A 12,870-nucleotide genomic window follows, 5' to 3' on the forward strand; every position below is an offset into this window, starting at 1 on the left:
ACCTCACTTGAGAAAATTATAATACAAAAAAAGAGCTGCACATGACCACAACTCTTTTTTAGTAAAATTATTAATCTTTTTTGTTCTTAATTACGAAATTATGGCTGCCACCGGAACGGTTCGAGCGACCACCACGGTAGTTGCCACGACCACCATGACCGCGGTCACCACCACGATAGCCGCCGCGGCCACCGCCATTACGACCGCGACTATAATGGCCACGACCACGGCCGCCGCCACGACGACCGCCACCCTTATAAGGTAACGGCTTTTCTGAACTAATCTTAACCTCAACGTTTGATGAGTCCTTAGATAAGTTCTTCAAGAATGCAGAAACAAGATCAATTGCAGAATAGTTTTCTAACAACTCACTAGCATCGTCGGTATACTTGGTCAAGTCTTCCTTCATCAGGTCTTCAATCTTGGATTTGGCAACCTTTAATTGGCCACGGAAAGCTTGGTCATCTGATGGTGGACGAAGAGGTGTCATCTTTTTCTTAGTAAGTTGTTCAATTGTCCGCATGTAGCCAATTTCATTTGGCGTAACAAAAGTAATTGAACTACCGTTTTGACCGGCACGACCAGTACGGCCAATGCGGTGAACATATGAATCTGGATCTTGAGGAATATCATAGTTGTACACATGGGTAACACCTGAAATATCAAGTCCACGTGCTGCAACATCGGTAGCAACTAAGATATCTAATTTACCAGAACGGAACCGTTTCAAAACGCTAATTCGGCGAGCCTGGGATAAGTCGCCGTGAATTCCGGCAGCGTTATACCCACGAGCTTGCAGTCCACGCGTTACTTCATCAACGCGGCGTTTAGTTCTAACAAAGATAACCGCTAAATCTGGACTTTCAACATCAATTAAACGACACATAATATCAAATTTTTCTGAGTCCTTTGACCGGACAAAGTATTGATCAATTAAGTCAGCCGTCAATTCCTTAGTCTTAATCCGCACGATTTCAGGGTCATGCATGAATTTTTCGCTGATATTTAGAATTGGTTTTGGCATTGTCGCACTGAAAAGCAATGTTTGCTTACGGTTTTTGACATAGCCCAAAATACTTTCAATATCTTGAATAAAGCCCATGTCAAGCATTTCATCAGCTTCATCCAAAACAATTGTGTTGACGTTTTCCAAATTAATGGTCTTGCGTTTTAAATGATCAAGCAAACGTCCAGGGGTACCAACTAAAATAGCTGGAACATGGTTTTTAAGTGACCGAATTTGGCGGCCAATATCTGCACCACCGTATACTACTTGAACACGCGCTTTTTCATCACGGCCTAAGCGGAAAAGTTCTTCTTGTGTTTGAATAGCAAGTTCACGCGTTGGTTCAATGATTAACGCCTGAATTACCTTATTGTGTTTGTCTAAGTTTTGTAAAATTGGCAAAGCGAAGGCAGCTGTCTTACCAGTACCTGTTTGAGCTTGGCCAATCACGTCCTTGCCTGCTAAAGCAAGAGGAATTGTTTGTTCTTGGATTGGTGTTGCTTCTTCAAAGCCTGAACGTTTAATTGCTTTTAGAAGCTCATCATTTAATCCTAATTCCGAAAATTTCACTAAGTTCTCCTTATCTAAGCCGCTCCACTACTTTTTCGAGGTGCATACCATGTGATCCTTTCAGGACAACAATGTCGTGCGGCTTAATATCATTTTTCAGATCAGCTATCATTGGCTGCATCTGATCTTTTTTATAATAATGTAGATTTTCTGGCTCGTAACTTTCTTTTAGAGCATCAGCTAAATTTTTCATTTCTGAGCCATATAAATATACTTCGTTAATCACTTGCGGATCAAGGCAATCTGCAAGACCAGCATGAAGCTCAGCTGATCTGTCACCTAATTCGAGCATGTCACCCAAGACAGCAATGCGCCGGCTACCTTCAGGAACCTGGATCTGACCAAAGCTGCTTAAAACGGCACGGACAGCAGTCGGATTTGAGTTATAGACATCACTCATAATGTCCTCACCCACATCACCTTTTTCCCATTCCATCCGGTTGGCAGTTGGGGTAAAGCTAGCTAAAGCAGTAGCAATTTCTTCGTCGCTTTCACCAAAATGGCGACCAACGCAAAGAGCAGACAGGGCGTTTGAAACATTATGCTTACCAATCATTGGAATAGTAAACTTACAGTCTGATTGGTTAATCGTGAATGTGGCGTGGTGTTTATAACTTCTAAAACCCGTTGCATACACTGTATCATTTTTACCAAAACCAAAAGTAACTTTTGACTGGTCAATCTTTTCAGCTCGCTCACGTAAAAGCGGCTCGTCACCATTGTAAATAAGTTCGCCATCCTCACGCAGGAAATCGGTAATTTCCATCTTCGCATCAGCAATTTTTTCACGTGAACCTAAAAATTCAATGTGAGCCTCACCAATCATGGTAATTACAGTAACATCCGGATGAGTCAATTCACTAAGTTGGTGCAACTGCCCCGCATGGTCCATTCCCATTTCCAAAACCAAAATTTCAGTATTTGGCTTCATATCCAAAATGGTCATTGGAACGCCAATTTCATTGTTAAAATTAGCATCTGTCTTATGCACATTAAATCTTTTGGCCAAAACCGCCGCAGTCATATCCTTAGTAGTGGTTTTACCGTTTGAACCAGTAATGCCGACTACGGTCGGATTAACCTTATTTAGGTAATACTGCGCCAATTTTTGCATACTTGTTAATGGATCATCAACTTCTAAGACGGCAATATCTGTGGGCTTATTAGGGTGACCTTTTTGCCACAAAGTAGCACTAGCCCCATTATTAATTGCGCTGCTTACAAAGTCATGTCCATCCCGATCACTGACTAACGGGACAAATAATCCGCCCTCAGCGATTTTTCTTGAGTCAAAGGCAACGGAAGTAATAACAGTTTGGTCGTTGCCCTCACAATTCGCGTTGATTGCTTTAGCAATTTCTGCCAGTTGCATTTTCATCTAATTTTCTCCTAGCTAAAAAGAAATTCCGCTAAAATCAATATTACACTATTAGTTATAGTTAGCAGCGTAATATTAACGTTTTACGTAAAAAAGCAGCCCCAATGGGACTGCTTCCACCAGATCAAAGATATTACTTCTTCATACCATACTTCTTGTTGAACTTCTCGATTCGACCATCTGCTTGAGCAAACTTTTGCTTGCCAGTGTAGAATGGGTGAGAATCTGAAGTAATTTCAACCCGAATTAATGGGTAAGTTTTACCTTCGTAATCTACTGTTTCTTTTGACTTTAAGGTTGAACCAGCAACAAACTTAGCACCTGTTGCGGAATCCATAAAGACAACTTGTTGGTAATCTGGGTGAATGCCTTGTTTCATGTTTATTACTCCTTTGCCATGACTTTATTGCAAGTCATAGATTAATCGATTAACGTCTAATACAATAACATTTTCCAAAATATATTTCAAGACTTAATTATTATACCAGCATCTTTAATCTAAAACAATGTCACTCGGCTTAACTTCCTTACCAAAATATGGTTTTAGTTCCTTATTATAGTCATCGGTAAAGAACTTCTGGTTGGTCAACTTGGTAATTTCTTTATTGGTCCAATCTAAAAGAGAGTTATTGCCTTTTTTCACGGCTGGCGAAATATACTGGTTTGGCCCAATATTTTTAATTCCAACCGTATAAGTTGGATTACGCTTTACCCAGGCATAAAGATACGAGTTGTCATCGGCTAAAGCCGCCGCACGCTTATTTTTCAGGGCATTAAACTGTTGCGTTTTGGAATCAAACTTCAGCAAATTGACGCCGCCTCTTGCCGTGAAATAGTTTTCCGCGGTTGTCCCTTTATTAACAATGATCGACTTTCCCTTCAAAGCCGCCTCACTTTTAAGTGGCGCACTTTTAGGTGAAATGACTCCGACCGAAACTTTCATGTAAGGTCTGGCAAAATCAACCACTTGTTTTCGCTCAGGCGTAACCGTGAAATTGGCAAGAACAATATCGGCCTTATTTGAATTTAACGTATCAACCCGGTTATTGGCATTGACCTGGGTAAACTTTACCTTTACGCCAAGATCCTTAGCCATTTTTCTAGCTAAGCGCAAGTCATACCCCCTGCGAAAGCCGTGGTCGTCGACCCAACCATAAGGGGGCAAGTCACCAAACACTGCCACACGCAAAACGCCCCGTTTTTTGATTGCGCTAACGCTGCTATCGCTGCCACCCGTACTTTCATTTAAAGAGGATTTAAACCCAAAAAAGCTAATAATTAAAACTACGGCAACAACAATTATACTAATTACCTTATTTTTTGTTTTAACTTTCATGCTTGCTCCTTAAAAATCCATGCTAGCCAAAAAGGCACGCGCACGTGCTGTTTGCGGTTGTGCGAAAAAGTCCTTTCCCGGAGTATTTTCTAAAATCTGTCCGTTTTCTAAAAATAAGACTTGATCAGCAATTTGCCGGGCAAAGTTCATTTCGTGCGTCACAATAATCATTGTCTTGTGCTCTTCTTTGGCCAAGTTTGTCATGATTTGTAACACACCCCGCACCTTCTCTGGATCTAGTGAAGCTGTCACTTCATCAAATAGCATCACTTCTGGGTGCATAGCTAATGCCCGTACGATCGCAATTCGCTGTTTTTGTCCACCTGACAGTTCCCGTGGATATGAATCCACATAGCCAGTTAAACCTACTCTAGCTAATAGTTTTTCCGCCTCTTTTTTGACTTCTTCTTCAGGCCGTTTTTGCACTTTTGTCGGTGCCAGTAAAATGTTTTCCATTACTGTTAGATTAGGAAAAAGGTCATAGCTTTGAAAGACCATGCCAATCTTCTGCCGCAATTTTTGCCAATTTTTGGCCGATGGCGTGATTTTTTGGTTTTTAAAATAAATTGCCCCATCATTGTATTCTTCAAGACCATTCAAGCACCTGATCAAAGTACTTTTCCCTGAGCCAGATGGGCCAAGCAAGGTTAGTACTTCCCCTTCATGGAGAGTAAAGTTGATATCATGCAAGACATGCCGATCTCCGTAATACTTATTTAAATTTTCAACGCGCAAAATTTCTTTTGTCATTTAATCCACCTATTTCTGTTTTGCAGCTAACTTTTTTGACCAAAGCGATAATGGATAATCGATTACAAAATACAGGACGAAAATCAGTCCGTAAATCCAGAAGACTGCTGTCGGATATTTTTGGTTATTGGCTTCAATTATTTGTTGCCCGACCGCAATGACATCCATAATACTGATCATCATCAATAAAGAGGTCGTTTTGATAACTCTGGTTGCCAAGTTGATCGTAGCTGGCAGTTCGAGTTTCATTGCCTGCGGTAATAAAACATACCGAAATAGTTGCGTCGGACTAAGTCCCAGCGCAAGTCCCGATTCTTTTTGGACAAGCGGAACAGATTCAAGTGCTCCGCGGACAATATCACTAAATTCCGCGGCGACCCACAGTGCAAAAGCCAGAATCGCCATCCAGCTGGCTGGCCAATCGATATGAAAACTACGCGGCAAGATATAATAGAACAAATATAGCAAAACAATTGTTGGTACAATTCTGAAAAATTCTAAATAAAGTCGCAAAATAAACCGAATAATTTTGTTTGGCATTGTACGTAAAATACCAAATAAAGTGCCCAAAATAAGACCAACCGCAAGACTGACTACCGAAATCCAGACAGATGTCCATAAACCATCGAGGATTCTGGCAAAATTGTTGCCGGTAAAAATGACATCAATCGCCGAATGTGCCATAGCGCACTCTCCTTTCTAGGTAGTTCAAGATTAGGATTACCGGAATTAAAATAATTGCGTAGGCAATCACCAGCATTAACAAATATTCATTGGAACGATAATACATTCCAATTAAATCAAGTGCCGTATTGGTTAATTCCGGAATTGCAATCACTGAGAAAATCGAAGTTTCTTTAATTAGAAAAATGATATTAGCAGTTAAAGATGGCATGCTTAAGGCAAAACCTTGTGGAAAAACCACATAACGGGCTAACTGAAGATTATTCATCCCGAGGGCCTTGCCATCATCAATTTGGGTCGCACTAACGCCAGTGAACCCACCGGTAAATCCTTCCGCCATATAAGCTCCACCAAGAAAAATCAGGCCAATGATGCCACAAGTCATCGCTGACATTTTTAACCCAATTACTGGAAAAGCATAATACAAGAAAAATAGTTGAATTAATAACGGCGTGTTTCGCGCTAACTCAACATAAGCCGCCAATAGTTGGCTTAAGACTGGCACTTTAAAGTACTGCACTAAACTGCTAATCACACCAACGATAATTGCCCCTAAGATTCCAATTAAGGAAAGCCAGAGGGTCAGTTCAAAGGCTTTTAAAAAAATTGGCAAACTTTGAGTAATGATCTGCCAGCTCATTTTCTCTCCCCCACTCCAAAAGAAAAAGACCCAATCATCGCGAGGATTCATGGGTCTTACCTAACAAATAAAAACAATAATCCGCAAATTACACTAGAACTGCAGATTGCTAATTAAACCGTTTTTAAGCGACACACAAATTTCCCCACCGACTAAATACAAATGAGTTAGACAAACAGACATTTTTGCATTGTACAGTGTTTAAAATTTGAGCCATAATCGCACTTCCTTCAAGTAAAACAGTTGATAAAGTTAATGCTATTCTTATACTTACTTTTTGTCAATGAAATTGCTTTGCGCGACTCTTCCTAGTAATTCAAGCAATTAGGGCAATAAAAAAGCGTCCATTTTAAAGGACGCTTTACCCAGTAATACTAATTACAATTTAAACTAGGCTTGAGATTTTTCTTTGATTGTTTCAGCGGATTTTTGCAAAAGACTTTCTTCGTCTGGCGTTAAGTTTAATTCAACGCGAGCAACAATACCGCACCGCCCAACAATTGCTGGGTATGACATGTAAGTGCCATATTTTTCTTGATAACTTGAAACTGGCAATTCAGTCCGTGAATCAGTCAGAATTGCCCGAGCAATTCTAACAACAGCTGCAGAAACGCCATAATTAGTGTAGTGCTTACCCATGAAGACGGTTTGACCACCACGGACAATCTCATCTTCTAAATCTGTCAGTTCCCAAGAAGCGGACTTAGCAAGTTCAGAAATAGGCTTTTCTAATACCTTAACCGTTGACCAAGCAGTGAACTGTGAATTACCGTGTTCACCCAAGGCAAAACCGCTAACTGAACGGGGATCAACATCAAATTTATGAGCAACCACTTTTTTCATTCTCGCAGTATCGAGCAGTGTACCCGTTCCGATAACCCGCTCTTTTGGTAAGCCCGTTAATTGTTGATAAAGGTTGGTAATAGCATCAACTGGATTAGAAATAACCAATAAAATACCGTTAAAGCCACTTTTTTTAATTGATTCAGTGATTGGCTGCAATTGCTTCTTATTGTATTCAAGCTCTTGGAAACGATCGCCCTTTGACTCAAGAGAAATCTTACCCAATGTACTGATCACAATTTCCGCATCTTTAAGTGCACTGTAATCATTAACCGTAATATTGACGTGGTTGGGTAAATTAGCCATTGCATCCTCAAAGTCGACAGCATCAGCGTTAACCTTGCCCTCATTAAGATCAATCATTACCAAGTCATCAACTAATCCTGAAACAATTAATTCATGTGCAACGGTGCAGCCAACGTGCCCATCGCCAATAATACCAATTTTAGTAGTCATAATAGATGTCCTTTCTGTGCTAATTGGACAGCTTAAATTCATGCTGCACCAACAAGTTCATCTTAATTATAATTTTTACCACGTCTAAGTTAAACTATTTTTTACTAATCTAACGATTATGCTAGTCAAAAGACCCGTAAACTACGAAAAATCTAGTCAACTTGTTCTATTTCTTTTTTATAGGGAATCGATGGCTGAGCACCATAACGCTGCACGGTTAACGATGACGCCTTATTGGCAAAAATAATTGCCTTTTTTAAATTAGAAAAATCAGGCTTAAGGATACTAGTCATTGCACCGATAAAAGTATCACCAGCAGCTGTAGTATCAACGGCTTTAACCTTAAACGCTGGCACCAATTCACTTTGACCATTGTAATCATAAAAGGCACCCTTTGAACCAATGGTGATAATCACCGCTTCGACGCCAAGAGCATGCAACTTCGCTGCTGCTTTTTTAGCACTTTCTTCGTCACGTACTTGAACACCGGTAATTGTAGCCGCCTCAGTTTCATTTGGTGCGATAAGATCAGTCTGCTTTAACAAAGCAGAAGGAATTTCGGTCATCGCTGGCGCCGGATTCAAAATAGATTTTATTCCTTCTGCGTGTGCAATTTCAAAGCCCTTAATTGTGGCTTCAACCGGCGTCTCAAATTGGGCAATCACATAATCGCTTTGGCCCAATAAGTCACGCTTTTCAGCTACATCATCAGCATTAAAGCCAGAGTTAGCTCCAGAATAAATTGTGATTGAGTTTTGCCCAGCATCATCAACGGTGATGAATGCCTGGCCCGTTGATTCATTGTTAATCACTTTTACACCAGAAGTATCGATTCCTTCTTGCTTTAAAAGCCCTAGCATTTCTTTTCCGGGTGCATCATTTCCAACCGCGCCGATAAAGTTAACTTCGCAGCCTGAGCGAGCAGCAGCAACGGCCTGATTTGCACCCTTGCCACCAGCAGCAGAATAATGCTCTTTTGCATGAATCGTTTCGCCTGGTTTAACCATTTGCTTAACGCGCAAATTGGTATCTAGATTAATACTACCAATAACAGTAATCTTAGTCATTTTCTCTCCTTATTACCAAAGGCAACCTTGCCAAATAGCTCTCTAAAAGAATAATAGCACACTTGAAATTGCTTTCAAATTAATGATTTAAGTATTATTATATTTAATCTTAAAAATAAATTGAAAAAAATGTAAGCAAACTTTTTATTTCGGACAGCATAGCCTATAATTACAATTAATTATTGTAATTTTTAAATAGGGTAATTATTATGAAAAGACAACTCAACTTTTTCGCTGCTTTGGCAACAGTCATGGGAACCATGATTGGGGGCGGTGCTTTTTTCAAAATTGCAAATATCTCATCGCTAACACACAATGCCTGGCTCAGTATTTTAGTTTGGCCACTTGCTGGTTTTATCACATTAATGGCCGGCCTCAGTATTGCAGAACTTGCTTCCGTTTATCCTGAAGATGGTGGTCCAGTGAAATATCTCGAAAAGATTTACGGTCCGCAAGTTTCTTTTTTATTTGGCTGGTCCCTAATTATCATTTATTATCCAGCCAACATTGCTGCCCTCTCAATTGTCTTTGCAACGCAACTAAAAGAAATTCCACAATTTAAAAATTGTTCGACAACACTTATTGCTTTGCTTGTCATGTTAACAGTGCTAGTAATCAACTGGTTAGGCTCCAAGTTAAGTTCACAGGTGCAAAAAATAGCTTTGGTAATTAAACTGTTACCAATTATTGCTATTATCGTTTTCGCGCTTTTTTATCAAGGTCCTAATCAACTAGCAGGTGCGCCTAGCCCTCATTTGACTACCGCCAGTAGCACGGCAGCTTTTGGTCAAGCCTTGCTAGCAGTTCTTTTTGCCTATGATGGCTGGCTTAGTATAGGTAACCTTGCAAGTGAAATCAAGAATCCCGCTAAGACCTTAGCCCAGGCCATCATTTGGGGTTTGTTTGGTGTAACCATTTTTTATACTTTACTAAATTGGAGTTATGTCAAAGTTATTCCGTGGAATCAAGTAGTCGGCAATCAAAGTACTGCCTTGTTAACGGCCCAAAAGTTATTCGGCCACCTAGGTGGAACCATTATCGCTGCCGGAATTTTAGTATCGGTTTTTGGTGCCATTAACGGCCACCTCTTATTAGGCTCCAGAATGCCCTATGTTTTAGGTAAAGAAAAGAAACTGCCAGCCTCAAACTATTTTGGCAAATTAAATAATCAAACAATCGTTCCAACTAACAGCATGTTATTTGAATGCATCATCGCAACCATTATGATTTTTTCAGGGACCTTTGATTCACTAACTGACATGCTAGTTTACGTTTCGTGGATCTTTTCAATTCTCTTGTTTACTGGCGTCTTTGCTTTGCGCAAAAAACATCCAGATTTAGAAAGGCCATATAAAATCCCCTGGTACCCGCTACCACCGATTTTGGCAATCTGCGGTGCATTGTTTGTTGTTATTACCACAACTTTGACACAGCCAATTTTAGCAATCATTGGCATTTTATTAACGCTGAGTGGCTGGCCCGTTTACCTTTATGTCCAAAAAAAGAATAAAAAACTAGAATAAAAAAGCTTTGTCCAAAAGTGGGCAAAGCTTATTTTTATATCCTGAACTGCTTTAACGATTGCACAAAACTTTTAAGTGCACGAGAGCGATTATTTTTTAAGTAAATTAATTGCATCGCATACTCTTGATTTTGTTGTTGTGAACGAAACTGCCGGTACACAATTTCCGAGTTAGGCTGCATGATGTAATCAATTAGTCCTCGGGGAATATAAGAAATCCCCTGGTTTAACGCAGTGTTTGTTAGTAGCTGCTCAATTGAAGAGACACGTTCAATTTGATAATTATGCTCATTTTTATTTAAAGTAGCAGCAAATGTCTTGCGCATAAAATCAGAGTTTTCACTACTGTAATAAAAAAGCGTCGCGCCGTCTAAATCATTTTCATCAATATATTTTTTCTGACTTAACTTATTCTGTTTACTGATTCCTAATACCATTTCGTTGGAATACACCGAAACATATTCATACAATTCTGCCTGTGGAATATCATAACTACCATAATGGTTAATGTATGCACAATCGAGCTTGTTTAATACCAAATCCGCCAGGCAGTGCTCAACGCTTTCTTCCATCGTAAAAAAGGAAATCTTCGGCGACAATTGCAATTTCCGATAATTAATAATCTCTTTTTCCATAATGTATGCGTCAAAAATCGAAAAGTAGCCAATTGATAGCGTCTGCTCCGTTGACTTAGAGATGTGCTTCAATTCAGAAACCGTTAGATCAAAATTATTTAAATACTCTTGTGCTCGCCCAGCAAAATATTTACCAGCTGGTGTAAGACTGATGCGATTATTAGTACGGTTAAACAGTTTTACGCCAATTTCATTTTCTAATCGTGAAATTTGGCGCGAAACTGCCCTTTGCGTTACATAACGCTGCTCAGCAACTCGACCAAAACTACCTTGTTGAGCAACCGCTAAAAATACTTTTATTTGTTCACTATCCATTTGTTTTACCCGTACTTTAATGTCCTAGTCTCGACTGAAATAACTATAACATACTGACGCTGTAAGCGGTTATAATTTTTGGTGAGAAAAGGAGATTTTGATATGGAAATCAAAAATGATTATGATGTTATAGTTGTTGGTGGCGGTGCTGCTGGCTTTACAGCCGCTTATCAGGCAAGTCACCGGGGATTGTCAGTTTTAGTAGTTGAAAAAGGGCACAATACTGGCGGCAGTGGTGAATACATTGAAGGCGCATTTGCAGTAGATTCATATTTGCAAAAAGAGCATCATGTTAAGCTGACTAAAGAAGATGTCCTTAATGAGGAATTAAATTATTCTCATTATCGTGCAGATACAAAAGTCTGGCAGGAATACATTGCTGCTTCGGCAGATATCATTAAATGGTTAAAAGATCTTGGCGTAGAATATCTTGATGTTGCTCCTTTAGGCAGCGGCTATCGCACATGGCATTTATTCAAAGGATTAGGCAAGGCTGTTATCCACAACGTTTTAGAACCGAAAGCAAAAGAGCAAGGAACCGATGTAGTTACCTCAACTACTGTAACCAAAGTTATTTTAGATCAAGATGGTCAAGTTACCAGCGTAGTTTTAGAAGATCTCGCTACTCATAGTCAAAAGACCGTTGCCACTAAGGCAGTAGTTTTAGCAACCGGTGGCTATTTAAACAATCAAGAATTAATTAAAAACGAAACCCATTATGACCCGGACCAATTAATCCCTGTTAATTCTGAAAAGAATACGGGAGATGGTTTAAAACTTGCTTGGGCTGCTGGTGCACAAAAATATGCGATGGGAACTGCCATGCTCTTTGGAGGTTACCTCAAAGACCACACCAAGCCAGGTTACGTTTACCGTTATTCCGAATTAAACGGAGCAGCAGACCAGCAATCTCTTCTTTGGGTCAACGAAAACGGCGAGCGGTTTGTTAACGAAGAGGTTGTCGATAACTTCGCCCTAGCTGGCAATGCCCTCTTTACTCAGGGCAAGGTCTTTACCATTTTGGATCAAAGCACGATTGATTATTTGAATGACGAACACATTTATAAGCCAATGGGTACTTGGGATTACCACGATACTCGTTTACCGCACCTTAAGGAAGAAATTCAGCAAGCCTTTGCCGAGAATGCACCTTACCTGACTAAGGCAAATTCAGTTCACGAACTGGCCCAAAAGATCGGGTTGGTCGATTTAGAAAAGACCGTTACGCGTTATAATCGACTTGCTCATGATGGTCAAGATTTAGACTTTGGTAAAAAAGCGGACTTCATGATACCCGTCGAAAATGGACCATTTTATGCAATTGAGTTAGGAATCGGCGCCTTTTGTACAATGGGTGGTCTCAAAACTGATACTGAGCACAAGGTATTGGATAAAGATGGTAAACCAATTACAGGATTATACGCTGCGGGTAACGATGCAGCGGGAATGTTAATTGGTGATACATATGGTCCAAATATGCCAGGAACTGAAGCTGGCTTTGTATTCTATTCCGGCAAACATGTCGCTAACGTAATTTACGATCAAATTAAGGGTTAAATAAAGATATTAGATTAATGCTGAAAAATTAGTTTTTCTGCTAAAAAAATATGTAAAAAAGAAGCTTACCGTCACTATAGAATCACAGCGTGAAGCTTCTTTTTTGTTTAA

At 39.8% G+C, this 12,870-nt stretch carries 12 protein-coding genes; 2 read left to right on the top strand and 10 right to left on the bottom strand.

Annotation, left to right across the window (positions count from 1 at the left end; genetic code table 11):
- Positions 1 to 70 precede the first annotated feature (70 nt).
- The 9 genes from J3U71_RS00895 to rbsK form a co-directional block, all read right to left on the bottom strand.
- On the bottom strand, positions 71 to 1,576 hold the full coding sequence (locus tag J3U71_RS00895) for a DEAD/DEAH box helicase (RefSeq protein ID WP_103752342.1): 1,506 nt from the start codon (positions 1,574 to 1,576) through the stop codon (positions 71 to 73).
- 10 nt (positions 1,577 to 1,586) lie between these two features.
- The gene (locus J3U71_RS00900) at positions 1,587 to 2,954 is read right to left on the bottom strand and encodes a UDP-N-acetylmuramoyl-tripeptide--D-alanyl-D-alanine ligase (RefSeq protein ID WP_103752341.1); all 1,368 of its coding nucleotides are present in this window, start codon (positions 2,952 to 2,954) and stop codon (positions 1,587 to 1,589) included.
- Positions 2,955 to 3,087: 133 nt separating this feature from the next.
- Positions 3,088 to 3,333 (bottom strand): type B 50S ribosomal protein L31, encoded by a 246-nt coding sequence (locus tag J3U71_RS00905; RefSeq protein WP_103752340.1) that lies wholly within the window; start codon positions 3,331 to 3,333, stop codon positions 3,088 to 3,090.
- A 114-nt stretch (positions 3,334 to 3,447) separates the two neighbouring features.
- Complete coding sequence (locus J3U71_RS00910; RefSeq protein WP_220234759.1) at positions 3,448 to 4,290, bottom strand: transporter substrate-binding domain-containing protein; 843 nt, start codon at positions 4,288 to 4,290, stop codon at positions 3,448 to 3,450.
- A 9-nt stretch (positions 4,291 to 4,299) separates the two neighbouring features.
- Positions 4,300 to 5,040 (bottom strand): amino acid ABC transporter ATP-binding protein, encoded by a 741-nt coding sequence (locus tag J3U71_RS00915; RefSeq protein WP_267392336.1) that lies wholly within the window; start codon positions 5,038 to 5,040, stop codon positions 4,300 to 4,302.
- A 9-nt stretch (positions 5,041 to 5,049) separates the two neighbouring features.
- Positions 5,050 to 5,724, bottom strand: coding sequence for an amino acid ABC transporter permease (locus tag J3U71_RS00920; protein WP_220232244.1), 675 nt, complete (start codon positions 5,722 to 5,724; stop codon positions 5,050 to 5,052).
- Positions 5,705 to 6,364 (bottom strand): amino acid ABC transporter permease, encoded by a 660-nt coding sequence (locus J3U71_RS00925; protein ID WP_220232245.1) that lies wholly within the window; start codon positions 6,362 to 6,364, stop codon positions 5,705 to 5,707. Before J3U71_RS00925 ends, J3U71_RS00920 begins: the two co-directional genes overlap by 20 nt.
- 390 nt (positions 6,365 to 6,754) lie before the next feature.
- The gene (locus J3U71_RS00930) at positions 6,755 to 7,663 is read right to left on the bottom strand and encodes an L-lactate dehydrogenase (protein ID WP_103752335.1); all 909 of its coding nucleotides are present in this window, start codon (positions 7,661 to 7,663) and stop codon (positions 6,755 to 6,757) included.
- Positions 7,664 to 7,815: 152 nt separating this feature from the next.
- Complete coding sequence (gene rbsK, locus J3U71_RS00935; protein WP_267392337.1) at positions 7,816 to 8,730, bottom strand: ribokinase; 915 nt, start codon at positions 8,728 to 8,730, stop codon at positions 7,816 to 7,818.
- 209 nt (positions 8,731 to 8,939) lie between these two features.
- Between rbsK and J3U71_RS00940 the strand changes: the two genes are divergently transcribed.
- Positions 8,940 to 10,253 carry an APC family permease gene (locus tag J3U71_RS00940; RefSeq protein WP_267392338.1) on the top strand — a complete coding sequence of 438 codons (1,314 nt, stop codon included), beginning with the start codon at positions 8,940 to 8,942 and terminating at the stop codon, positions 10,251 to 10,253.
- 34 nt (positions 10,254 to 10,287) lie between these two features.
- Here J3U71_RS00940 and J3U71_RS00945 read toward each other — a convergent pair whose 3' ends face one another.
- On the bottom strand, positions 10,288 to 11,202 hold the full coding sequence (locus J3U71_RS00945; RefSeq protein WP_220220084.1) for a LysR family transcriptional regulator: 915 nt from the start codon (positions 11,200 to 11,202) through the stop codon (positions 10,288 to 10,290).
- Positions 11,203 to 11,304: 102 nt separating this feature from the next.
- Between J3U71_RS00945 and J3U71_RS00950 the strand changes: the two genes are divergently transcribed.
- Positions 11,305 to 12,759, top strand: coding sequence for an FAD-dependent oxidoreductase (locus tag J3U71_RS00950; protein ID WP_267392339.1), 1,455 nt, complete (start codon positions 11,305 to 11,307; stop codon positions 12,757 to 12,759).
- The last annotated feature ends 111 nt before the right edge of the window (positions 12,760 to 12,870 follow it).

The sequence above is a fragment of the Lactobacillus sp. B4015 genome, assembly GCF_026536055.1.
GTDB classification, from domain to species: Bacteria; Bacillota; Bacilli; order Lactobacillales; family Lactobacillaceae; genus Lactobacillus; species Lactobacillus panisapium.